The sequence below is a fragment of the Ruegeria sp. AD5 genome, assembly GCF_056542345.1.
The window spans coordinates 801,738-825,424 of sequence record NZ_JBQFZR010000001.1; the positions used below are offsets into that span (position 1 = coordinate 801,738).

At 54.2% G+C, this 23,687-nt stretch carries 25 protein-coding genes; 8 read left to right on the forward strand and 17 right to left on the reverse strand.

Going from position 1 to position 23,687, the window contains the following annotated elements; all coding sequences use genetic code 11:
- Positions 1 to 3 precede the first annotated feature (3 nt).
- Genes ACR0JG_RS04005 through ACR0JG_RS04030 form a run of 6 tightly spaced genes read right to left on the reverse strand, consistent with a single transcriptional unit; the run spans position 4 to position 5,012 of the window.
- Positions 4 to 1,308 (reverse strand): TRAP transporter large permease, encoded by a 1,305-nt coding sequence (locus tag ACR0JG_RS04005; RefSeq protein ID WP_010437378.1) that lies wholly within the window; start codon positions 1,306 to 1,308, stop codon positions 4 to 6.
- Entirely contained in the window at positions 1,305 to 1,856 is a 552-nt protein-coding gene (locus ACR0JG_RS04010) for a TRAP transporter small permease subunit (protein ID WP_170475503.1), read from the reverse strand. Before ACR0JG_RS04010 ends, ACR0JG_RS04005 begins: the two co-directional genes overlap by 4 nt.
- A 30-nt stretch (positions 1,857 to 1,886) precedes the next feature.
- Positions 1,887 to 2,960: a C4-dicarboxylate TRAP transporter substrate-binding protein gene (locus tag ACR0JG_RS04015; protein ID WP_480567652.1), complete on the reverse strand. Its 1,074-nt coding sequence runs from the start codon at positions 2,958 to 2,960 to the stop codon at positions 1,887 to 1,889.
- 31 nt (positions 2,961 to 2,991) lie between these two features.
- Positions 2,992 to 3,447, reverse strand: a complete 456-nt coding sequence (locus ACR0JG_RS04020) for an OsmC family protein (RefSeq protein WP_480567654.1) — start codon at positions 3,445 to 3,447, stop codon at positions 2,992 to 2,994.
- A gap of 18 nt (positions 3,448 to 3,465) precedes the next feature.
- Positions 3,466 to 4,131, reverse strand: a complete 666-nt coding sequence (locus ACR0JG_RS04025) for a malonic semialdehyde reductase (RefSeq protein WP_480567656.1) — start codon at positions 4,129 to 4,131, stop codon at positions 3,466 to 3,468.
- Positions 4,128 to 5,012, reverse strand: a complete 885-nt coding sequence (locus ACR0JG_RS04030; protein WP_480567658.1) for a fumarylacetoacetate hydrolase family protein — start codon at positions 5,010 to 5,012, stop codon at positions 4,128 to 4,130. Before ACR0JG_RS04030 ends, ACR0JG_RS04025 begins: the two co-directional genes overlap by 4 nt.
- Before the next feature lie 84 nt (positions 5,013 to 5,096).
- Between ACR0JG_RS04030 and ACR0JG_RS04035 the strand changes: the two genes are divergently transcribed.
- The 5 genes from ACR0JG_RS04035 to yghX all read left to right on the forward strand — a co-directional run bounded on the left by ACR0JG_RS04035 (position 5,097) and on the right by yghX (position 9,988).
- The gene (locus ACR0JG_RS04035) at positions 5,097 to 5,483 is read left to right on the forward strand and encodes a YciI family protein (RefSeq protein WP_480567661.1); all 387 of its coding nucleotides are present in this window, start codon (positions 5,097 to 5,099) and stop codon (positions 5,481 to 5,483) included.
- A gap of 51 nt (positions 5,484 to 5,534) precedes the next feature.
- The gene (locus ACR0JG_RS04040; protein WP_480567663.1) at positions 5,535 to 6,191 is read left to right on the forward strand and encodes a GntR family transcriptional regulator; all 657 of its coding nucleotides are present in this window, start codon (positions 5,535 to 5,537) and stop codon (positions 6,189 to 6,191) included.
- A 1-nt stretch (position 6,192) separates the two neighbouring features.
- A complete protein-coding gene (locus tag ACR0JG_RS04045; protein WP_480567665.1) occupies positions 6,193 to 7,491 on the forward strand; it encodes a malonyl-CoA decarboxylase in 1,299 nt (432 codons plus the stop codon).
- Entirely contained in the window at positions 7,488 to 9,011 is a 1,524-nt protein-coding gene (locus ACR0JG_RS04050; RefSeq protein ID WP_480567668.1) for a malonate--CoA ligase, read from the forward strand. The genes ACR0JG_RS04045 and ACR0JG_RS04050 overlap by 4 nt, the downstream gene beginning before the upstream one ends.
- Positions 9,012 to 9,100: 89 nt before the next feature.
- A complete protein-coding gene (yghX, locus tag ACR0JG_RS04055) occupies positions 9,101 to 9,988 on the forward strand; it encodes a YghX family hydrolase (protein WP_480567671.1) in 888 nt (295 codons plus the stop codon).
- A gap of 346 nt (positions 9,989 to 10,334) precedes the next feature.
- On the opposite strand, the gene ACR0JG_RS04060 is transcribed toward yghX, so the two are convergent.
- The 11 genes from ACR0JG_RS04060 to ACR0JG_RS04110 form a co-directional block, all read right to left on the reverse strand.
- Complete coding sequence (locus ACR0JG_RS04060) at positions 10,335 to 11,276, reverse strand: YHYH protein (protein WP_480567673.1); 942 nt, start codon at positions 11,274 to 11,276, stop codon at positions 10,335 to 10,337.
- Positions 11,277 to 11,349: 73 nt separating this feature from the next.
- On the reverse strand, positions 11,350 to 12,288 hold the full coding sequence (gene kce / locus ACR0JG_RS04065) for a 3,5-dioxohexanoate:acetyl-CoA acetone transferase (protein ID WP_480567676.1): 939 nt from the start codon (positions 12,286 to 12,288) through the stop codon (positions 11,350 to 11,352).
- Positions 12,289 to 12,292: 4 nt separating this feature from the next.
- Complete coding sequence (locus ACR0JG_RS04070; RefSeq protein WP_480567678.1) at positions 12,293 to 13,321, reverse strand: branched-chain amino acid ABC transporter permease; 1,029 nt, start codon at positions 13,319 to 13,321, stop codon at positions 12,293 to 12,295.
- The gene (locus tag ACR0JG_RS04075; RefSeq protein ID WP_480567681.1) at positions 13,318 to 14,181 is read right to left on the reverse strand and encodes a branched-chain amino acid ABC transporter permease; all 864 of its coding nucleotides are present in this window, start codon (positions 14,179 to 14,181) and stop codon (positions 13,318 to 13,320) included. Before ACR0JG_RS04075 ends, ACR0JG_RS04070 begins: the two co-directional genes overlap by 4 nt.
- A 1-nt stretch (position 14,182) precedes the next feature.
- Positions 14,183 to 14,890, reverse strand: a complete 708-nt coding sequence (locus ACR0JG_RS04080; protein WP_480567684.1) for an ABC transporter ATP-binding protein — start codon at positions 14,888 to 14,890, stop codon at positions 14,183 to 14,185.
- Positions 14,883 to 15,611 (reverse strand): ABC transporter ATP-binding protein, encoded by a 729-nt coding sequence (locus tag ACR0JG_RS04085; protein WP_480567687.1) that lies wholly within the window; start codon positions 15,609 to 15,611, stop codon positions 14,883 to 14,885. The genes ACR0JG_RS04080 and ACR0JG_RS04085 overlap by 8 nt, the downstream gene beginning before the upstream one ends.
- A 50-nt stretch (positions 15,612 to 15,661) precedes the next feature.
- Complete coding sequence (locus tag ACR0JG_RS04090) at positions 15,662 to 16,942, reverse strand: ABC transporter substrate-binding protein (protein ID WP_480567690.1); 1,281 nt, start codon at positions 16,940 to 16,942, stop codon at positions 15,662 to 15,664.
- 43 nt (positions 16,943 to 16,985) lie between these two features.
- Positions 16,986 to 17,909: a 3-hydroxyacyl-CoA dehydrogenase family protein gene (locus tag ACR0JG_RS04095; RefSeq protein WP_480567693.1), complete on the reverse strand. Its 924-nt coding sequence runs from the start codon at positions 17,907 to 17,909 to the stop codon at positions 16,986 to 16,988.
- Between the two features lie 3 nt (positions 17,910 to 17,912).
- Entirely contained in the window at positions 17,913 to 18,698 is a 786-nt protein-coding gene (locus ACR0JG_RS04100; RefSeq protein ID WP_480567696.1) for an SDR family NAD(P)-dependent oxidoreductase, read from the reverse strand.
- Positions 18,699 to 18,709: 11 nt separating this feature from the next.
- Entirely contained in the window at positions 18,710 to 19,054 is a 345-nt protein-coding gene (locus tag ACR0JG_RS04105) for a cupin domain-containing protein (protein WP_480567699.1), read from the reverse strand.
- Between the two features lie 61 nt (positions 19,055 to 19,115).
- Positions 19,116 to 19,952 carry a cyclase family protein gene (locus ACR0JG_RS04110; RefSeq protein WP_480567702.1) on the reverse strand — a complete coding sequence of 279 codons (837 nt, stop codon included), beginning with the start codon at positions 19,950 to 19,952 and terminating at the stop codon, positions 19,116 to 19,118.
- Between the two features lie 214 nt (positions 19,953 to 20,166).
- Between ACR0JG_RS04110 and ACR0JG_RS04115 the strand changes: the two genes are divergently transcribed.
- The 3 genes from ACR0JG_RS04115 (at position 20,167) to ACR0JG_RS04125 (ending at position 23,431) form a co-directional block, all read left to right on the forward strand.
- On the forward strand, positions 20,167 to 20,913 hold the full coding sequence (locus tag ACR0JG_RS04115; protein ID WP_480567705.1) for an IclR family transcriptional regulator: 747 nt from the start codon (positions 20,167 to 20,169) through the stop codon (positions 20,911 to 20,913).
- A 639-nt stretch (positions 20,914 to 21,552) separates the two neighbouring features.
- Positions 21,553 to 21,978 carry a hypothetical protein gene (locus ACR0JG_RS04120; RefSeq protein ID WP_480567708.1) on the forward strand — a complete coding sequence of 142 codons (426 nt, stop codon included), beginning with the start codon at positions 21,553 to 21,555 and terminating at the stop codon, positions 21,976 to 21,978.
- Between the two features lie 298 nt (positions 21,979 to 22,276).
- A complete protein-coding gene (locus ACR0JG_RS04125; protein ID WP_480567712.1) occupies positions 22,277 to 23,431 on the forward strand; it encodes a hypothetical protein in 1,155 nt (384 codons plus the stop codon).
- The last annotated feature ends 256 nt before the right edge of the window (positions 23,432 to 23,687 follow it).

The window sequence follows — 23,687 nt, forward strand, 5'->3', positions numbered from 1 at the left end:
TCCTTAAATCAGGGCAAGGCTGAGGATCGGGAACTCGATCAGAATAAACAGAACGATCAGCATCACGAACGCGAAGGGAAGTGCGCCCATGAACACATCCTTGAGCGATATTCGGTCATCGTTGATCGTCGATTTGATGACGAAGCAAGATATGCCCAAAGGCGGGGTCAAAAGCCCGATTTCGGCGCCGACCACAGTGATAATGCCAAACCAGATCAACGACATGTCCAGGGCTTCGGCCATGGGCAGGAACAGCGGGACGACGATCAGAATGATGGACGCCGTATCGAGCAAAGTTCCCAGAAAAAGCATCAAGAGAACGTAGAGCAGCATGATCGACCAAAAGGACGCGGAATTTCCCGCGAGCAAATCCTGCAACTGATTTGGCAGCCCGGCCAGCCCCAGCATGCGACTATAGATCGAAGCCGCCGTAATCAGGAACAAGATCGCCGCTGTAATGTGACCGGTTTCCAGCAACGCGTCCCAGAACGCTCTTGGTGTCATGGACTTGCGTACGACTGCGATCACGAGCGCAACCAGTGCCCCGGCGGCGCCCGCCTCGACAGCGGTTAGCCATCCTGTGTAAATGCCACCGAGCACTACCGTGATAATGAACAATGTGGGCAGGGTCTTGGATGCGATCTCGCGCCCGGACATCCATTCGGTGTCTTCGACGACCCGGCCGCCCACAAATGCAGGTGTAAAACGGCCCATCAACCAGATCGCGCCCACATAAGCTATTGCCAGCATGATACCGGGTATTACTCCCGCAAGAAACATGTCCCCTACGGACTGTTCGGCGACAAAGGAATAGATGATCAGCATCGCCGAGGGTGGAATAATCATCCCCAAAACCGACGACCCGGCCACAACCCCAACCGCAAAACGTGGGTTATATGCCTGCGCCATCATCTGCGGGACCGAGACCTTGGTGAACACTGATGCGGACGCAATGGACGACCCGGTAACGGCCGCAAACACGGCATTTGCTCCGACGGTCGCCATTCCGATACCGCCTTTGACCTTGCGAAATCGCATGGTCATGACCTCGTAAATGTCCCTACCTAGCCCCGCTTTTGAAACGATGAGGCCCATAAAGGTAAACAGCGGGATTGTCGCGAAACTGTATTCCATCGCGCTGTCGCCGACCGCAACCTTCAGCAGGTTGAGCGCAAGCGTGAAGTTGTCCCGCATCAGCCAGATCGACACGAAGGAGACCACGCCCAAAGCAATCGGAATGTAGACGCCCGCGTAAATCAGAAAGACTATGGCAACGACCGAGATCAGGCCAATCTCAATCGGCGTCATTCTGCGGCCTCGTCATGCTCTGGGGTGCGAATAAGTTGCGGGCGGTCCTGCGCCGTGACGACCTTGAGCAGGAAGATCACGCAGGCAAGCGCAGTACCGCACGCGATGACCAGTTTGACCGGCCACCAAGGCAATGTGAAAAGACCGGGCACTCCGAAGTAGTCCTGCGTTTCCCACATGTGAAGAAATTCTGGGAAGGTTACATAGGCGATCAAGGCCATAAAGATTGCCGAAATGGCGTTGATGATGCGCCTCAGGTTAGCTGTCAGACCGGGGCGACGATGGTGTAGCAGGTTCAGAAACCCATCTGAGCGCGTCAATCGATCCACTCTGACAACGTCGGCCAGCTGCAGGAACACGATCATCACGACCGAGAATTGCACCATCTCGTAGGTTCCGCGCAGCGGGGCCGAAAACAGGCCCCGCGCAATGACGTCGACATTCAGAATGACCACCAATGCAAGGACGACAAGCGTACCCAATGCGTTGGCGGCGATAGCAAGCGAATTGGCGACCCGCGACAAGCCAGCAACTGCGGTCTTCAGCATGAAAGGCCCCTTTCGTGGATCGCCAGCCAGTTATTCGGCCGTCCAGTCGCGTACTCCGGTGAAACCGGCGTCCTGCAGCTTTCCAAGATAGGCGGCTAATATCGCGTCGCCTTGTTCGCCGTTTTCATTCAGCGTGGCAGCCCATTCCTGTGCAACATTGGGCATTGCGTTGGCCCAAGCCGCTCGTTCTTCGTCCGAAACTTCGACAATCGTTCCGCCGGCTTCGGTATAGGCATCCCTTGAGGCCGCGGCGCGGTCCATAGCGATACCGGCCACATGATCACGGTAGTCAATGGCGACGGCCTTAAGAACGTCTTTGACTTCGTCGGGCAACTTTGCCCAGTAGTCAGAATTCACAGTGATCGTCTTGGAATTCACCGCACCCAAGTCAGCTTTGAGCATGTAAGGAGCTACTTCGGCGATCTTGAATGTTTTGGCAGCCTCCGGCCAGAGCATCGCACAATCAACCAAGCCGGTTTGAAGCATATTGTAGAAATCGGTCAGACCGCCACGTACTCCGGCCGCGTCTTTGATACCTTCAAGGTATCGAAGGTTAAGTCCAGCTCCGGCCACTTTTCGCCCTTCCAGGTCAGAAACAGCCGAAACCGGCTCCGTACAGAAAACCTGGTAGGTATCGAGTACGACGCCAGTTGCCAGGTAAACTTGGTTCTGCGCAGCAAACTCGTTCTGCATCGCCGGATATTCACGCGCGATTTCATCCACGGCTTTGGCTACGGCACGGGAGTCGGATGCCACGAAGGGCGTCGAACCTGAAATACCCTGGCTGGGCAGCTTAGAAGAATGGAAGATTGTCGTGACGATCCCAATGTCGCCAAGGCCAAGTTGGACACCTTCCAAAACGCCCTTCGGCTTAACGATCGAACCGCCGTAGTTCTCTTGCCAGTTCATCTTGTAGTTACCGGACTCAGCCAGCCGCTTGTCCACTTCTGGAATAAAGAAGTTGGTGAATTCCTTCACCCATAAGGCCCGATCTGGGTACCCATCAATCACAACAGCTGAAATAGTCTCTTCTGCCGCAAGGGGCATCGCCATGACGCCTGCCAGAGCAGCGCCCACTAGGCTGCATTTGGTCCAGTTTTTCATTTCTCTCCTCCCAGAAAGACAGGTCGTTTCATTATTTGTTTGTTTTGACCCAGTTTACGGTCAGGTCCGTGCCTGCCGCTTCAAACAGTTTTGCGATGGCGCAATACTTGGCTGTCTCCTCGCCCACGCGCGTCAGTTCCTCCTGACTGGCGGGCGTCTCACAATTCACGGTGAGTTCAATTTCCGGAAACGGAACATCGATCTCCTCCTCCATCAGCACACCACGCCGGTCCAACCTGCATTTCGCGTCGATTGTCACAGTGCCGAGGTCAACTCCCAACCGATGTGCGTTCTTGTGCCCGATGACATTCGTACAGGCGATCAGGGCTGCCATTGCGGTTTCGGTCGGAGACGGACCAAGATTTGTCCCGCCGCGTTCGACGGGTTCATCGACAACAACATCTAGATCGCGAATTGGTATTTCAGTCCGCGCATGAGTCGCGCACTGAGCTGTCGTGCGGTAAGTCACGACGGGTTTCACTTTCATAGCCACAGCGTCCCCTCCTCATGCATAAGAGCAAACTTTTTCGAATGGAAAACGTGGAAGCTTCTGGAACAATCCGGTCTCGTCCGCGTAGCCCAGATTGCAAAGAAAATTGGACTTGAGCGTCGTGCCCGCGAAGAACTCCTCATCCACGATCTTGTTCGAAAAACCTGACATGGCGCCGACGTCCAACCCGACCGCCCGGGCCGCAATCATGAAGTAAGCGCCCTGAAGCGTGCCATTTCGAAAGGCCGTGTCTGCCACGTAGTCGGGCTTGTTTTCGAACAATTGCCGACGGTCTTCGTGCGGGAAAAGAAAGGGCAGTTCCTTCCAGAAGTCCATGTCATAGGCAATGATCGCCGTGACCGGAGCATCCATCATCTTTGGCACATTCTTCGGCTTTAAAGACTTTGCAAGCCGCTCTTTCCCTTCGGGACTTTTCACGAAAACGAAACGCGCAGGCAAAGTATTCATGCTGGTCGCGCCGTTGATCGTGATGTCGTAGATCTCTTCAAGTATGTCGTCAGAAACAGGCTTGTTGGTCCACGCGTAGTGCGATCTGGATTCGCGCAAGATCAAGGCGATCGCGTCATCCGACAAGCGTGGAATGCGCTCGCGCAGATCGCGGTGATCTTGCTGCGCCTTGGCGCGAAGTGCCTCCAGCTCTGCTCCGGTTGGTGCGCTCATGCTGCAGCCACCTTGGATTTGGCGTCCTTTTCGTCAATGATTGGGCTGGCGCAGATTCCGATGCCTTCAATCTCGACCTCAACGGTTTCGCCGGGCTTCAGCCAACGGGGATTGGGCTTTTTGGCGTGTCCGACACCGGGCGGCGTACCCAGCGCAATCAAATCCCCCGGCTCCAGAGTAGTATATTCCGAAATCGTCGCGATGACCTGACGAACCCCCCAAATCATGTTGGCGGTATTCGAGCTTTGAAGGATTTCATCACCCACACGGCTTTCGATCTTCAGACCTGATGCCCCTTCGGGCAACTCATCCGGAGTCACGGTGAAAGGGCCGATCGCGCCCGTGTCATCAAAGTTTTTGCCGGGCGTCCACTGAACGGTTTTGCGCTGATAGTCCCGCAGCGAACCATCGTTAAATACAGTGTAGCCAAAGACATAATCCAGTGCGTCCTGCTCCGAGATATGGCGTCCGCGCTTTCCAACGATCAGCATAAGTTCGGCTTCGTAGTCGAGCTTCTCGGAACAGGCAGGCCGCACCATGGGTTGCCCCGCCGCCATGATCGAGTTCTTCCCGCGCATGAACAGCGTCGGATACTCCGGAATATCATACCCGCCTTCCTTGATGTGGTCCGTGTAATTCAACCCCATGCAAATGATCGTTCCTGGAGCGGTAACGGGCAATGCCGGAGTGATGGAAGACACGGGCACACTGTCTGCCGCGTCAATTTTGCTGGCAAGTGAGTCGGCCAGCTCAGGCTTGGCTATCAAACCCATCAAATCCGAACCGACAGCAGGGTCCAAAGCCGTTAGATTCACTGCGTTTTCACCGTCTACAGCAAAAACCGCTGTGCCTTCCGAAGTCTCCCCCACCAGGTATTTCATTTTCACCATCCATGTCAGTTCGCTTGATTTTTGACGACTATTTTGCCATATGTCAAATAATATCGATATTTTTGGAGGCGGCAAATGGTTGCTTGGGCAGACTACAAATCAGAAGCAAAAAGCCGCGGTGCGCTTGCTTTGGAGCTTTACGTCGCGCTGAGCACGCCAGCCAAAGCGCCCGAAGATGTAAAGGCGTCACTACCAGATCACTTGGCATATCAGGCGCAGTTGGAACGTTCGGGGCAGCTGGCTTTTGCAGGCCCCATGTCGGATGAAACAGGCGAGCATTTGCAAGGAATGGGCCTGATCATCTATCGCGCCGACAATCTTGAATCCGCCCGGAAGCTGGCCGAAGACGATCCTATGCACAAAAGCGGGGCACGTAGCTTTGTACTTCGGCGCTGGTTGATCAACGAAGGCTCGCTGAACCTTTCAGTTGGTCTATCGACTGGAACGAGTGCCTTCAGTTAAGTGCACTCAAGAGTATTAGCCGCGAAATAGGAACAGTCGGATATGGACGCCATGCTTGACACTGAGGGCAAAGAGACATCAGCCACTCATGGAGCGTATCGAAGGCTGCGTGAAATGATCCTGACAGGAGAATTACCTCCGGGTCAAAAACTCAAGATCGAACAGCTTCGCGGACTTTTGGACACTGGCGCCAGTCCGGTTCGTGAAGCGCTTAGCCTTTTGACTTCGGACATGTTGGTCGAGCGGATTGATCAGCGCGGATTTCGGGCAGCGCCAGTCAGCAAGTGTAACTTTGAGGAAATACTTCTGTTGCGCTGCAACCTTGAGGAAACCGCGTTGCGCGCTTCCATCACCAATGCGGATGCACCTTGGGAAGATCGGCTTGTGTTACGACACCATCATATGAAAAAGGCCAGCCAGAACGGGGCGCGGGACTTTGAGAACGCTCACAAGGCGTTTCATATGGCCTTGTTGGACAATTCGAAACTGCCGTTGCTGCTGCGGTATTGCTCGCAGCTTTACGACCTGAACATTCGCTACCGCTATCTGGCGGCCGGCGGGTCGAGCTACAAAAAGCGAGACATCGCCGCCGAACATCAACAAATCCTAGACGCCGCATTAAATCACGACGCGGACAGCGCAACTCGGCACCTAATCGATCACTACCGCCGCACAGGTGAGTACCTTAGCAGCCAGATGGAGCCCTGAAATGCAGCGGAATTGGTTTCTCGGTGATCTACTAAACCAATTGCTGGACCGTCCCGACAAAAGGCGTGGCAAGGATGACAAACGGTCCATTGCCGAACTATGTGAGGCGCTTTTGTCCGCGGAAGGTGAAGTTTCAGGATTCACGCTCGCGTCTACGATCCTTGAGCGCTACCACACCCTGAATGATGCGGAGAAACTAGACTTTTTTGTCTATTTGAATGACAAGCTAGAGTTGGACGCAATTCAGCTTTCTGAAGCAGCCCGCCTCTACGCCAGTGACCAAAGTGTCAACCTTTATGAAAGGCTTAGCCAAGTTTCAGAGCCACGGCGGCAAGAGTTATTGCGACGGCTGAACCAGCCGTCTGGTGCGACGCAGGAACTTGTAGCCATGCGCGTTGATCTGCTGCGCTTTCTCAAATCCAAACCGGAACTCAAGCGAACAGATATCGATTTCGTCCATTTACTGCGCAGCTGGTTCAACCGGGGCTTTCTGGTCCTCAAACAAATCAGCTGGGACACCCCTGCCCGCGTTCTGGATAAGATCGTCGCCTATGAAGCAGTGCACCAGATCAACGATCTGGACGATTTGCGGCGAAGACTCTACCCGCCAGACCGTCGTTGTTTTGCGTTCTTCCATCCTTCGATGCCAGACGAGCCACTGATTTTTGTTGAGGTCGCTCTGGCCGCCGAAATCCCGGATGCAATAGATACGCTTCTATCCGAAGCACGAGAACCGATCGAAGCCGAGCAGGCAAAGGTCGCGACGTTCTATTCCATTTCAAACTGCCAAAAGGGTTTGGCGGGCATCAGCTTTGGGAATCTATTGATAAAGCAGGTTGTGACCGAGCTTTCGCGAGAGCTTCGCGGGCTTGATACCTTTGTGACATTGTCGCCGATACCGGGGCTAAACCGGTGGCTGGCTGGTGAAACAGACCACCCGGAACACGGGCATGCCGCCGAGGCCGTGCTTGCAGAAACAGCAGCACCGCAGGACGTGCGCGCGATGGCCGCCCGGTACTTGATGTTTGCCAAGCGCGAAGATGGGATGCCGCTGGATCCTGTGGCGCGCTTTCACTTGGGCAATGGCGCCGAACTTCATGAACTGCATGCCGAGGCAGATCAGTCGCCAAACGGACGCGCCCAGTCCGGAGGTGCGATGGTCAACTACCTTTACGATTTGAACAAAACAGAACGTTATCATGAAGAATTCGCGACACGTGCCACGATCCAAGCCTCGCGTTCAATTCGCGCGGCTTCAACTGCGACGCTTGCGGTAAAGCCTAGGGAAAATAAAGCGTGACTAATACACTTTACGACAGTTTGTTTGCCCGTCACGAGGGCAACATGGCTCCATTCCTGCAACTCGATAATGGCCAGGTAGTCTCTTATGACGCGTTTCTGCAGCGCACCGCCCAGATCGCGCATGTCTTGCAGAACAGCGGAGTTTCCCCCGGCGATCGCATCGTTGTGCAGGCCCCCAAGCTGGCCGACACGATTGCTCTCTATGCCGCTTCGGTTCAGGCAGGTGCTGTCTACCTGCCCCTAAACACCGCCTATACCATGGCAGAGTTGGACTATTTCATCTCTGATGCGGAACCTACGTTAATCGTTTGCGACAGCCACGACGAAGTTAAATTCGAGCAATTGGCAACCCGGTCTGGTGCAAAGCTGCTGACCTTGGGTGGCGAAAATCCAAGCTTGAGCCGCGAAGCGGACGCACAGCCTTGTGTATTCGAAACAGTGGATCGCGCGCCGGACGACCTCGCGGCGCTTCTATACACATCAGGTACCACGGGCCGGTCCAAGGGAGCGATGCTCAGCCACCGAAACCTGCTGTCCAATGCCCAAGCCCTTGTGGATTTGTGGGGTATCACCGACGCTGATCGCTTGATTCACGCGTTGCCCATCTTTCACACGCACGGGCTTTTCGTGGCGATGAACACATCACTACTCGCCGGTTCCAATGTGCGTCTGATGGAAAAATTCGACGCTGGTATGATCTTGGAGGAATTGCCCCACTCGACCCTTCTGATGGGTGTCCCCACTTTCTATACGCGATTGCTGGCGGATGAAGGTTTCACCGATGAGATCACAGAGAACATGCGCCTATTCATTTCCGGCTCAGCCCCGTTGCTGGCCGAAACCCATGTGGCGTTCGAAACGCGCACCGGGCACCGCATCCTTGAGCGCTACGGTATGACCGAAACGAACATGAACACCTCGAACCCTTATAGCGGTGAGCGTCGCGCGGGAACTGTAGGCATGGCTCTACCCGGCGCCGAGGTGATCGTAACCAACCCCGAAACAGGAGAACCGCTGCCCCAGGGCGAGGTTGGAATGATCGAAGTACGTGGCCCCAATGTTTTTCAGGGCTATTGGCAGATGCCCGAAAAAACGGCTGAAGAGCTTCGAGAAAATGGATTTTTCATCACCGGAGATCTGGGCCAATACAGCGAGGATGGCTATCTGTCGATTGTCGGCCGATCGAAGGACCTAATCATTACCGGTGGTTACAACGTCTATCCCAAAGAAATTGAAGACATCCTGAACGACATAGATGGTGTTCTTGAATCGGCAGTTTTCGGCGTCCCCGACAACGACTTCGGTGAAGCAATCATCGCCGCTTTGGTTGCTGAGCCAGGCCTAAAACTTGACACGGTTCAGATCGCGGAGACCATCAGGGATAAGCTGTCGCGCTTTAAGCATCCGCGCCGCTACGAACTTGTCCCGGAATTGCCACGAAACACTATGGGAAAAGTTCAAAAGAACATGCTGCGCGAACGGTACGCGAACAAGGAACTGTCACCGGCGGTATCTTAGGAAGCCCATCCAGACGCTCAATAAAATCAAGACCTTCAGATCGGATACTACCTACCCTTCAGACTGCCAAACTCATCAGGAGATTGACCATGACTCGCATGACGGCAAAAGACTTCGACCAGGAACTACTGGACCTGTACGATTTTTACGCGCACGGCAAAATCACTAAACGTCAGTTTCTGGATCGCGCAGGTAAGTTCGCGGTTGGTGGTTTATCTGCGGTCGCGTTGCTGAACATGCTCAGCCCGAACTATGCATTGGCCGAGCAGGTGTCATTCAACGATCCCGATATCCATGCAGACTACATCACCTATCCCTCGCCAAATGGTACCGGCGACGTACGGGGCTACCTTGTCCGGCCTGCCGGTGTGGATGAGCCTCTGCCCGCGGTACTGGTGATCCACGAAAACCGCGGCCTTAATCCCTACATCGAAGATGTGGCGCGACGCTTGGCGAAAGCAGGCTTTATGGCTCTGGCTCCAGACGGTCTGACGTCGGTTGGAGGATACCCGGGCAACGATGCTGATGGGCGCGAGCTTCAAAAGACGGTCGATCGGGTCGAGCTGATGAATGATTTTTTCAATGGCTTTGAATACCTTTTGAACCGAGAAGACTGCACCGGGAAGGTTGGCGCTGTGGGTTTCTGTTATGGCGGTGGTGTGGTCAGCGCAATTGCAGTGGCCTACCCGGAACTGGCAGCGGGCGTGCCGTTCTATGGCCGCCAGCCAGCAGCCGAAGATGTAGCCAAAATTCAGGCACCGCTGCTGATTCAGATGGGAGAGCTTGATGACCGCATCAACGCAGGTTGGCCGGATTTTGAAGCCGCTCTGCAATCCAACGGAAAGGTATACGAAGCCTACATCTACGAAAATGCCAACCACGGTTTCCATAACGACAGTACGCCTCGTTATGACGAGGAAATGGCAAACCTAGCCTGGGACCGCACTATTGATTGGTTCAACACCTACCTAAAGTAACTACAGTGTACGGCGAAGCGAGCATTGTGTTTTCGTCGCTTCGTCGCAACCCACAGTTTACCGGGGCCAAGTCATTTGAAGCCCCAGTATTCTATTTCTCATGATCCGATAGATCGACAGGAACGCTTGACTAAAAGGCTTGGGTGCAAAGAACATTTGATTTGAGCCCCAAGGCAGCAGTCTCAAATTCAATGAATCACTTTGAACGCTTTAAACAGATGGCAATCCCAATCAGATTAGAATTGCGAGCATTTTCGCAATACCGTTTGCATCGCGGAGAAAACGCAAAGTGTCTGGGTCAATCCAGGATAGGTCAAAACTGCATCTCCGAAATCGGGGCTAGAGATCACCTTTTGTCGAATGACCTGTCAGGTGCTCCGACCAAGCAGTTTAGCACCCACGGGTAGCTTGTCGTGACATAGTATCCGTATTGGCCATCCACAGTCATGCCATTGCACTTATCTAGATCGCCAGCCTCTGTGAACTCGTAGTCGTCGATATATGTCCCGTCCGGCGTACCACCCGGCCCTGTAGGTGGAGCAGGTCGTGGTGTAGTTTTGAGTTCATAGCCAGAGATCGCAGGTCTAATTTTGCCGTCGCTGTCTTTGAAAATCGTCCCGTAGATCGGAAAGCCGTCAGCTGCGAAGCCAATAACAGGTGACGGTTTATCAAGGTCGTGATCCAAAAACAGAGCATTTGGATTGGAATGGTAGTGATATCTCCCATCGGGCTGGGCGTGAGCATTGTGAAGATCTACGCCAAAATACTGATCGTAGGACGGCGGATCGAGCAGCCAAGGATCAGTGTCTCGACACCCTGCCAACACATTGCCGTTCTTATCTGCTCGCGGGCCGCTCGGGCGATAACACCCCGCCGAAAGCAAATCGACCGGCACGCCATTCAACAAAATGGCGTCGTAACTCCGTTGCGACAGCGCGGTTTGGTTACGGGCCTTTTCCGGATTTCTGGGAATCCGAAAAGTGCCAGGCAATTCGCGTACATTGTTAGCGAAGTTGGCTGTAGGCCCGTTGAAATCATGATTGGGGATACCGTTGGTCTTAAGGGTGCAGTGCTGGCTATTTGCCGATATTTCGATTTCAGAGATAAACTGTTTTTGGCGCGTTACGTCCTCCACAGAAGCGGCATACACTCCCGCATAATCCGCACAGTCTCCGGACCGGTTGCTGAACAATAGATTGGTGATGTCTTGTGGCGCGTTTTGCGCATGAGCCTGCACGGTTGCAAATCCTGTCAGAAGCGCACTGAATATCAGAACTTTCAATCGCATGGCTCAATCTCCTTGGGCTTTCGTAAAATCCAAAAATGTAAATTGACTAGAGTTGATTTTGGTCATCCTACCTTCAGAAGGCGACGCGGTCTCCTCCCTTTAAGTCTAGGATTTCCCTTGCTTCATCAGGGGTCGCGACCTCACTGCCCAGATCTTCTACAATACGTCGAATCTTAGCGACTTGCTGAGCATTGCTTTCGGCCAGTTTACCGCGAGAGATGAACAAACTGTCCTCCAATCCAACGCGAACGTTGCCGCCCATCTGACTGGCCGTCGTAGCAAGCGACATCTGTGCTCCACCTGCTCCCAGCACTGACCACCGGTAATCGTCACCAAACAGCCTGTCGGCCGTCCGTTTCATGAAGATCAGGTTGTCGACCTCGGACCCGATGCCGCCGAGAATGCCAAAGATGAACTGAATGAAAATGGGCGCCTTGAACAGCCCAATGTCCATGCAGAATTTCAAGTTGTACAAGTGACCGACGTCATAGCATTCATGTTCGAATTTGATGTCATGTGGCGCGAGTGTTTCAGCCGCCTCGCGAATGTCCCGGAACGTATTGCGAAAAATGTTCTGATCGGAGTTCGCGACATAGTCCTTCTCCCAATCAAATTTCCAATCGTCATCGCCATACCGGTTGGCCAGCGGGTGAAACGAAAAGTTCATCGACCCCATATTCATTGAGCACATTTCGGGGCTGAAAGTCTTGGCCGGATTGATCCGCTCCTGAATCGACAAAGTCAGCGATCCTCCGGTGGACAGGTTCACTACGGCGTCTGTCGCCTGTTTTATGCGGGGCAGGAAAGGCGCAAAGTCATTCGGATCAACGGATGGCGATCCGTTGTCAGGGTTGCGAGCATGCAGGTGCAGGATCGACGCACCAGCCTCGGCAGCTTCGATCGCCTGCCGCGCGATATCATCATAGCTGTACGGCAGCGCATCCGACATGGTGGGCGTATGTATTGCACCGGTTACGGCACATGTGATGATCGTTTTTTTCTGATGGGCCATAGGTTCAGTTTTCCTTGGATTGTCCGATGTGCTTTACGCGATAGCCCAACGGGAAAAGTTGCAGATCATAACGGCTTCGGATCACTCCCCAGATGCCTTTTGGCGCTCTGAGCATGACGACAATCGCAACGACGCCGAGAACAATAAGGTAAGTTGTTCCGAGGTCGGCTAGCGTTTCGCGCAGCGCAAAGAAGACAAGTGTGCCGATGATTGGCCCTTCGATAGTGCCGATACCGCCGATTACGACGATGAAGATGACGAAGGCGGTCCAGTCATTGACGCTGAACGCAGCATCCGGCGATATGCGTAGCTTTTGCAAAAAGATCAGAGCGCCGATCATTGCCGTAAACGCCGACGTGACAACGTACACGATGAACTTCGTGCGCCAGATATCGATGCCGAGGCTACCGGCTGCCAACTCGTTGTCGCGAATTGCCGTCAACGCCAAACCTTGGCGAGACCGCAAGAAGAGATACACGGCAGTCACCACCAGCACGGCAGCTCCGAGCGCCAGCCAATAACTAAGCGCCTCTCGCATCGCGCGCCCGGACGCCAGAGATTTGACGATGGCAACGGGCAGCGAAGATCCTGATCCCCCACCAAGCGCTGAGATTTGCGCGAAGCTCAGCCGAAAGACTTCAGCGATGACCCAGGTACCTATGGCAAAATAAGCGCCTCGAAGCCTGAAGATCAGAACAGCCACCGGGATCGAGATCAAAGCCCCCATCACGCCTGCGGCCGCAATAGCAACCAATGGGTTCAGCCCACCCAGCATCGTCAGTGCAAAGAGCATATAGCCGCCAAAGCCCACATAGGCTTGCTGACCAACAGAGACGAGTCCAGCATAACCCGCCATGAGGTTCCAGAGAGAGGCCAGGGACAGGTAAAGAAACAGCTCTCCCATCAGGCGCATGTCGGCGCGGCCTGCCCACCAGGGCGCTGCAATCAGAACAAGCAAACCGATTGCGGCAAGGATCGCGACAACTCGTGCTGCTTTAGACGATCGAGAAACAGAGTAGTCCTGCAGGTTCATCCGGAAACCCTCGGGAAGAGGCCGTTCGGACGAACGGCAAGAATGACAAGGAAAGCGATATGTCCGGCAAGCACTTGCCAGCCCGGATCAATCTTGGCTCCGATGGTTTGCGCGACGCCAAGTATAACGCCGCCAATTAATGTACCCCAAAGGTTACCAAGCCCACCGATGATAACGGCCTCAAAGCCAAAGATCAGGCGACCTCCACCGATGGAAGGGTCAAAGCTTGTCCGAATGCCAAGCTGGATACCAGCGACAGCTGTCACTCCGAGAGCCAGCGCCATGGCCAGCCCGAAGATGTGCCGGCGATTGAGGCCCATAAGCTGGGCGATGTTTTGATTGTCGGAAACAGCCCGAAATGCTCGACCAAGTGCGGTGTGATAAAAGGTCCATTGCAGCCCCCAGATCACAGCGATGGCGATCCCGAAGGTCAGCAGCGGTAAGATCCCAAGGGTCACACCGCCTACTGCAACGCTGGCTGTTTCCAGCGCACCGGCATTCAGTGTGTGGGGGTCGGCCGTGTAGACCTCCAGCAATCCGTTCTGGATAATTACACTCAGCCCGAAGGTCACAAGCAGCGGCGGAAGAATATCGTCGCCCAGAGTTTGGTTCAGTAGGCCGCGTTGAAGGGCATACCCAATCAGCGCCATAGCGGGAACGACAATCACCAACGCGGCCATTGGGTGCATCCCGGTCGCGGTCGTCACGGTCAGTCCGAGATATGCGGCCAACACAATCAGATCGCCATGGGCAATATTGACGAGCCGCATGACCCCAAAAATCAACGACAGACCTGCGGCAAACAGGGCGTAGAGTCCACCAAGCAAAGTTCCCTGCACGATAGCGTTCAGCCATTCCATATTATTCGATCCCGAAATACGCGCGCGAAATCTCTTCGCGCGAAACGGTGTCAGACGCGCTTTCCAACGAAACGCGCCCCTCCTGCAGGCAATAGACCCGGCTTGAGACCGAAAGTGCCTTAGTGATGTCCTGTTCGACGATGATCGCGCTCATGCCCTCGCCGATGATGCCGGGCAGCGCCTCATAGATGTCTTTGATGATGATCGGTGCCAGCCCCAGGCTAATTTCGTCGAACAGGATCAGATCAGGATTGGCCATCAATGCGCGCCCGATGGCTACCATCTGCTGTTGACCGCCTGAAAGCGATGTTGATGCCTGATCTTTGCGCTCTTCGAGGATCGGGAACAGATCATAGACAGCTTTCAGATCCCAAGGGCCCGAGCGACCAACTTGGGCTCCGATCATCAGGTTTTCTTTGACTGACAAAGATGGGAATAACTGGCGACCTTCTGGAACCATGGCGAGGCCAAGCTCTGCAACCTCGTCTGCGCGAAGCCGGCTGATATCCTGACCTCGGTAGTGAATCTGATCCACTCCGTTCGTCAGCAACCCGGTGATTGACCGCATCAGGGTCGTCTTGCCTGCGCCGTTTGCACCAATGATTGCGAGAACTTCTCCCTCGCCGACGTCCAATTCGACATCATAGAGCGCTTGGAAATCGCCGTAGTAGGAGTTCAAACCGCGTATCTGAAGAATTGAGTCAGGCATCGGCTTCGATCCCCAGATAGATTTCTTTGACTTCCGCGCTTTCCATGATTGCCTGCGGCTCGCCCTCGGCGATCTTCTTTCCGAAGTCGATAACGATCAGGCGGTCAACAACAGCCAGCAGCGCGTGAACAACATGCTCGATCCAGATGATGGTGACGCCAGCGGCGTGGATGTCCTTGATGGTCTGAACCAGGGACTTGCACTCGGCTTCGGTCAAGCCACCGGCAATCTCATCCAGCAACAGCAGTTTGGGCTTAGCGCAAAGCGCACGTGTTAGTTCCAGGCGTTTGCGCTCCAGCAAAGTCAGGCTACCGGCAAGAACGTTTGCCTTGGGCAGCAGTTCCGTTTGGTCCAGAACCTCCAGACAAAAGTTTTCGGCCTGGTGTCCATGCATGCCAGCTGACTGCGTGGCGGCGATCATTGCGTTTTCGAAAACAGACATGCCCGAAAACGGCTGCGGGACCTGAAAGGAACGCGCGATGCCTGCATGACTGCGCTTTGCCGCGCTCCATTTGGTGACGTTCTGCCCACTGAATTCTATCACCCCGGAATTGGATTTGAGCGTTCCGGTGATCAGGTTGAACATCGAGGTTTTGCCAGCGCCGTTGGGGCCTATTACCCCAAGTGCCTCGCCTTGCTGGACCTCATAGCTCATGGCATCGGCGACAGTAACTGCGCCAAATGCCTTGCTCAGGTCTTGGAGTCTCAAGATTGTCGTCATGCTTCTCTCGGATGGAGGGTTCGGCGCCAAGATCGGCGCCGAATGTCTGGTTAGCCCAGCAATTTCATGTCTGCCGTTACCGGAACTTCGGGCGCGGTGCTGTTTGCAACGATCTGCAGCTCGTATGTGTCGCCCGACTTTTGCCACTGGCCACCGACCAGCGGAGTTTTGGTGACGTTGTTCATCGGCCCATCACCCCAGTTCACCGGCCCGACAATTGTGTTCAGGTTGGTGGACGTGATTGCCGAAATGATCGAAGAAGGGTCTTCCAAATCATCCGCCCGTTTGATGACATCCGCAACGACCTCGAACAGCGCGTGCTTAAAGCCGAGCGGTTGGGTCCATGGACGCCCGGACTCCGCCGTGTAGCCTTCTGCCAGATCTTTCGAAGAAATGCCGGTGAGTGAGGACGAGAAAGGGTGATGCGGAGACCACCAGACCTCGGTCGATAGCCCGTCACCACGGTCGCCCAGCGATTCAATGACGGATGGGAACAGAAGTGCCTTGCCAATGGTCACGACCTTCGGGTTGAACCCTTGCTGGGCGGCCTGGCTCCAGAACGTAGCGAAATCAGGTGGGATCATGTTGCCAGTGACGATTTCGCAACCAGCTGCTTTGAACGCTGCGATCTGGTTTGAGAAATCGTCGGATAATGGCTGATAGCGACCGGGATCTGCCAGCGAGTACCCGGCGGCAGCGAGCGGTTTAGGCAGGCCGAGCTCCGCATCACCCCACGCATTACCGTCGGCATCGTTGGGGAAAAGACCGCCTACGGCTTTTGTGACACCCGTTTTATCCCACATATCAAGGAACGCTGCGATCACGTCCTCCAAACCCCAGAAGAAGTGATAGGTCGTTTCAAAACCTTCACCCGGAACACCATTGCGACCAAAGAAGTAAGGCTGCCACGGACAGTCAGTTGTTATGCAGGGAACCTCATTAATCTCTGCCTGATCGGCGACAGGGTTCACCGTGTCCGGCGTTGAAGCCGCCACGATCATATCGACCTCATCGCCCAGAATCAGATCTGCGGCAACCTCCGCTGCGCGGTTCGGGTTGGACTGGCTGTCTTTCGAGATGATCTCGACATTCCAGGTTTTTCCGTTGTTTTCCAACCCGGCCGAAAAGACCTGCTGTATAGCTTGAAGCGCGTACTCGTCGGCCTCAGCGAAACCAGCAAGCGGTCCGGTGCGGGGGCTAACGTTGCCGACCCGCAGCGTTGGGTTCGCCGCGTAAGCGCGCGTAGCCCGAAGAATGGCCGGCGCGGCAATTGCTGCCGTGGCTCCGGCCAGAAAACTGCGCCTTGTGGCCGATCTTAAAGTCCTTCTCATTGCGTCCTCCCTTCACCGGCCTCTGGCCAGTGTTTGATTGATCTTACAAAGTCTTCTCGAGATTTTTCAGATGCTTCGCGACACGTTGGCGAACCTGATCCGCCTCGCCCTCAGCCCATTTCCTGAAACCTTCGCCGGATTTCATGCCGAGCTTGCCCGCTTCAACGAGCGACTTCAGATAGGATGAAGGACCCTTTTGCGCCTCAAGATCGTGCAGCACGTTTTCGTGGATATCGAGGGTCAGGTCGGTACCCACCAAATCCGCGTTTTCCAATGGACCGAGAACCGCCAATCGCCGCCCAAAGCTGGACTTGATCACAGTATCAACAGCTTCCGCGTCGCAAATACCGTTTTCCACCAGACTGACCGCTTCGCGCCACAACGCATGTTGAAGACGATTGCCAATAAAGCCGGGCACGTCCTTCTCGACCATCACCGGAGTTTTTCCAGCATCCTTCAACAGATCGAACATCGTCTGTGCAATCTCAGGGTCTGTCCATTCCGTCTTGATGACTTCGACCAACGGGATCATGTGCGGGGGGTTCCACCAATGTGTTCCGAGGGCCCGGTTTTTCAGCCGCAGCCCAGACATGATCTGAGTGATCGGCATGACCGATGTATTTGATGCGAGAATGCAGGTCTCTGGTGCGTGCGCTTCAATCTCAGCAAAAATCGTTTGCTTAAGCTCCAGTTTTTCGGGCGCGGCTTCGAATACAGCATCGGCATTTTGAACCGCACCTTCAGTCGTCGCGAAGATCTCAATCATCTTGAGAGTCTTTGTGATTGTAACCTCGTCGTCCCCCACCGCGGCCATGCTGGCGCGGATGCGGTCAGACACGCTGGCTCGTGCCTCCTCAAAGGGATCTGTGATGGCCACATACTGGCCTGCTTTCGCCAAAGTCAGGGCAATACCATGCCCCATCAGGCCTGCACCAATTACCGCTATTTGCTGCTTCTTGCGCACCATTCTTTATCCCGCCGTATATCCGCCGTCGGCATGAAGGATATGCCCGGTGTAAAAATCAGAGGCGCGTGAGGCGAGAAACAGGAGCGGACCGGCAAGGTCTTCAGGCTCACCCAGTCGTCCTTTGGGAACACGGGTTAGGAAGCCATCGCGCACTGCCTTCGCATCGTCGGTGTCTTCAAACATCCAAGCCGTCAAAGGTGAACGGAATACCGTCGGCGCGATCGCGTTGACGGTAATCCCTGTTGGACCCAGCTCACATCCCAAGGCTTTGGTTATCCCGTTCACGGCAGCCTTTGACGCGCAATACGCCGTGTAGCCAGCAGGGTGTCCAAGGATGCTGCGCGCAGAACTGACGAAAATGATCTTGCCATATTCGCTTTGCTTCATGTGTGCCGCCGCCGCGCGCGCCAAAAGCCAACTCTGGTTCACATTGGCGTCCATCACTGCGTCAAAGGTTTCCGGCGCCATGTCGTTGATCGGTGCAACTTTGTTCATGCCGGACGCGACAACGAGAATGTCAAGCTTACCAAAGTTGTTAACGGCTTCGTCGACCAATGCGCCACAGGACGCTTCATCAGTCGGGCGCATATTTATTGCAACTACGGTCGCACCAAGCGCCTCGCACTCTTTGGCAATCTCGTCGAGCGCTCCTTGATTGCCCGCAGCCAAAATCAGATTGCACCCGGCACCAGCAAGAACGCGCGCAGCAACCATGCCAAACGCGCCGGATGCTCCGGTGATCAGTGCGACATTGTCTTTTACGTCAAACATCTTGAGTGGATCAGACATTCTTTTTGTCCTTAGTTTTCTGGTGGATACGGAATGACCACCAGCATTTTGCAGATGTGGTTGGCGCGGTTCTCAATTTTGCGCACTTCGTCCGCTGCGATCGTGCAGCTGTCCATGGGTCCAAGAGTGGATTCGGCACCATCAACGATGACGGTCATTTCGCCTTCCAGAACGACGTAGACTTTCTCAAAAGGCGTAGAGTCCGGCCCTGCGCCACCGCCTGGTAGGAACTGGCTGAAGCCGATCCACTGATTTGCCGGCCCGCCTTTCTCAAACCCCTGCAGACGAAGCCCATGACACCCAAAATGGTTCGGTGCTTCGTAGGGTTGGGCGTCTTGAAAGCGCTTCAGATGCATGTCCGTCTCCGCTCAAGGTTATTGACGGCCACCGGCGAACCGGCGACCGGTCCGTGAGTGTTCAGAAATTTTCGCCAGCTTCGATGCGGTAGGACTGGTTCTTGTCGATCATCGCAACCAATCGGATAATGCAGCCGTCGCCACGGTCCCAATTCCAAGGGAAGAACGCGAAGGTGCACCGCTTGCCGGTCACCGCCTCCAAATCACCACCGACATTTTCAATTCCGAGAATACCCTTGGAGAACAGCATGTTGTGCACTGGCTCCCACTCGGGGAAATCAACCTCCCACGGTGTCCCGCCTGACCACTCAAGATACTCTTTCTCAAGATGAGGCATGATCGGACCGTTTCGCTGCGGACCAATGGCAGTCGCCAGCGGGTGATCGTTCGCCTGGGTATCGTGGCCAACGACTTTAACACCTTTTTCGATCATCCACTCAGCAGCGGAAGGAACGAGACCCGGGCAGTAAGCAAAGTAGTCACCGTCTTCGTATTGCTTATGCCAGCCGGTGTTGATGATCAGTACATCGCCTTTGCGGATGGCATGACCGCAGGCCTTTTCCAGATCATCTCCGGTGATTTGCTCCCATTTCTTTTTGGGCACGGAAACCACCAGGCCCGAGCCAAAGAAATGGGGGAGCGGAACCTCATCGATGAACGGCGTCCCCTGAACGACATGCGCTGGTGCATCAATATGAGTGGTCACGTGCATCGTAGTCGTGATCGTCTGAGACAACACACCGGACTTAGCCATATAGTGCTTTCGGTCGATCTGGACGTCCTTGAAATAGGGCCAGTTGGGGCACTGAAACCCGTATCTGTGGCTCAGGTTGTAAAACTCAAGCCCCATGTCATTGTCGGTGTCTGCCTGAAACTCAATGCCGCGGATTTCGACCATTGGGCATATCTCCTCTGTTCGCCGGCAAGCGGCGGTGTTCGCTTTTCAATTGTCTGGGTGGCCTCCCCACCTGTCCCGTATGATGATGCATGCGCACCGCATTATGGTCAACTAAAAACTCACTATACGGTTGACTTGCACCGCATTGTGATACAACACTAAAAATCGCCAGGCATCTCTAGCTACGATGCCAAGACAGAATGGGGTAGGTTAAATGTCTGAAAAAGCGGATAAAGGTGGCATTCAGGTCATTTCCAGAGCGGCCTCGATTTTGCGTGTTCTAAAAGAAAACCAATCCGGAATGAGCTTGGGAAAAATCGCCGAGCGTGTTGACCTGCCCCGCTCTACGGTACAGAGAATCACAAGTGCACTTGCTGAAGAAAAACTTGTCATAGCAGATGCAAATGGAGGTGGCTTGAGGCTCGGCCCCGAACTAAGCGCTCTCGCAGGCGCCGCGCAGTACAGCATCGTCGAACACTGCCGACTGCTTTTGACGGAGCTGACCCAAAAGACCGGGGAAACCACAGACCTCGCTGTGATGCGTGGGATTGGTATGGTTTTTCTAGATCAAGTTCCGGGCGTTTACCGTTTGACTACGGTCTCGCAAGTAGGAGAGGTTTTTCCACTGACCACCACTGCAAACGGAAAAGCTTGTCTCGCTCAACTCGATGAACGAGATGCGACAAAGCTTATTCAGAACGAATGGGAACGGAATGGTATCCAAAGGAATTTGGATGAGTTCCTTTCCGAACTGGACAAGGTCCGCGAACATGGCCTTGCCTATGATTTGGATGAGCATTCTGCTGGTGTATCGGCGATCGGATTTTCTTTCGTCGATTGGGTCGGAGACCTGCACGCAATCTCAATTCCAGTGCCAACGACGCGATTTGCGCGACAAAGAGCAACCATCGAACAAGCGCTTATCGAGACATCCACGAATATACATCAAACCTTCCAATAAGCTTGTGAAGCTGACTTGAGGCAGATTGGTCTCGCGACCGTCCTTGTCTGGCAGCCCGCGCTTCCAACGAAAAAAGTCCATACACTGCAACAAACGGATTGCGGCTAGTTCCGCATGGTCGCGAAGGTTGGCATTCGTGTCGGATCGCAAGATTTGCAATCATTGGATGTTTGTCGATATCGTAACGAACCGCGAACGTCGCTGAACGGGTGTTATGTGAAGCGATCTCTGGTTGAGTGGACCGTCCGTTCACAGCCTACCGGCTCAATCACCTAACACCATATTAAGCGGGTTTTTCCCGCCCCATTGATCTTGTTCGCCCAGTCCGATATTCAGACCGGCTGCGTTTTCGGCCATCTATCCGAGCCCAGCCCAAAACCAACGAGCCAACCGATGGAGGGTGCCATGTAGTTCAGAAACTGCATGAAAGGCCGATGACATGGCCCATTACAAACGCAAACGTCCCCGTACCGTGCTTGGGAACGAGTACTCACGCCTAGGTCTGAGCCGTCGTCTCGGAAAAGACCCGGATGATGTCCGCTGGCTCGGCAATTGGCCACGCTGTCACGACATCGCCTTTCACACGCGTCCAACGAGACGCAAAATGTAATCCATTTGATCACTGTGCATTCCAAGGAATTGGTCGAACTCGAAGAATGGAAGCAACAGCTTCCCGGTTTCAAAGGCAATTTAGACGGAGATATAGCTAGCGACGGCATCCCCATCGAATTCGCCGACGCCTTTAACCGCCGCGCAGCGAACTTGAACATATTGATCTCGGAAATTGTTGAGCAGACCGATGACACCTTGGAGCTTCTTCCTAAAGTGTTTCAGGAGTACGTTCAGGTATGCCGAGCTGAATTCAAAGGAGGTTTTCCACAGATTTCGTTTCAGTACCCCAGAGAACCCATTACTTATGAAGCCATTCGAAGCGCCTGTCTCTCTAGTTCCATTCCGTTCAGCATTAGCACTGCGCAGTCTAGCGAAAATGGCAATGACGAGGATAATACGACCGGTACTGGAAGATGGTCACCTGCGAAAAATACCCCAGAACATCAGCAATGATATTAGGTTCTAGACCGCCAGCGCAATGTTGCTGATTCTGCTGCCTAAGTATAGCTGCAGTTTGGGAAGATCGGTGCTGCACTAGCAGCGACTGGCAGCTTTGTAGCCTTCGCTACTGCAGCGAAAAACACCTAGACTGAAAAGCAGAAGTTCGCTGCGTATGCGATATGGGTTCTTAAGAATTCGAAAAGCTGCCTTAGTGTCGGGCTCCACAAACTCGCCTCCTCATTGCTAGTAAACGATGTTGGCAACCACTATATAGAGTGTAGCGCGGCGCAGCGATGACAAGAGATAGACGATGAGTGATGAAAATTCCGACGATGAGAAACCCAAGGGGTTCGACATTTCCAAGCTAGGCATGGAAATGAGCGATGAAGAACGCGCGGATACGGACAAACGGCAGCGCCGTAAGTTCAAAGACTCGTCTTCTGGTTTGGACAGCATCGGAGCGGCCCAGAAAGCCGCTCTTGGATTAGGTGCGTCGGGCGTTTTTGCAGCCATGGAACGTCAGTCTGAACTATTGAAGCGCATCGTGGACCCGGTTGGGTTACGCAGTCTGACCATGGGAATAGATCGTGCGTCTTTTGGAGTTTCAACGTCAATTCTGGACGGCCTGGAATTAGACAATCCTTTCAGCCGTTTGGCGGCCGATATGGAGCGGCAATCCAAAATCGTCGACAGCCTATCTCTGGGTGTTGATCGGCAATTAGGTTTGATGCCCAGTATCTTGCAAGACTTCGAGTCCAGTTATGCTCTTGGCATTACGCGAACGCTGGACCTACCGCGTATCGGGGCCACTTTTGCAGCCTTAGATATCGGCAAATATGGCCGCATTTTCGACAGTGTAAATGCATTGCGAGATTTGGGACTCGGTGCAGAGTTCGGGGACCGTTTCAACATCCTTGCCACCGGCCTTACTGAGCAAATGCAGGCTTTTGGCCAAATTGGCAGCATCGCGGCGACGGCGCAGATAGGACTAGGCCTGTCCGGCAGCATCGAAGAAATGCTCGCCCGAACCATCGAAGCGCAAGAGTCATTGGCGGAACAGGAACAAGCGCCGGTCGATGAGACAACGCGCCAAAGGCTCGCACGTCAGTTGCAAGTTCTGTGCAACATCATCACCATTCTGTCTTTCTTCATGATGGTGGCGCTCGAAATAGAAGATCGTCTTTCAGACGATGAAGACGCTGCTATTCGAGCAAACACAGAGACGATGGAGCAAATGCAAGTTTCAATCGACACGCTCACCTCGCAGCTACAGGAAATGACCGCAGCGCAAGAGGCTGCAACAGAACAAGACAGGGCCGCTGACGCGGCTATCGCAGACCTTCTGCGTAAGATTGCCGATAGTTTGGCAAACGGACAGTCATCCGTCCTGACGGATGCAGAGCAGCCTTCTGGCCTGTCAGAGCAAACGGATAGCAGTGGAAGCAAGCCGCCATCGGAGAACTAAAGGCATAATCTGCCTTCTGCCTCAAAGCCGTTTGGATTTTCCCACGAAATAGCTGATGTACTTCCGCGCTTGTCATTCGTAAAGCTGCCGTTAGTAGCGCTTCGCACTGCGACAGCAGCGAAGGTCCGCTTGTGTGGCGACTATTACTTTTTGAAGTTTGACAGAAGGGTTCGATCGCAAATAGCGGTAAGCCCTCTTTCCCATCACCTTCCATTCGTGGGCCAGCGGGATTTGGACAAGCCAAACGCCTTTGGCC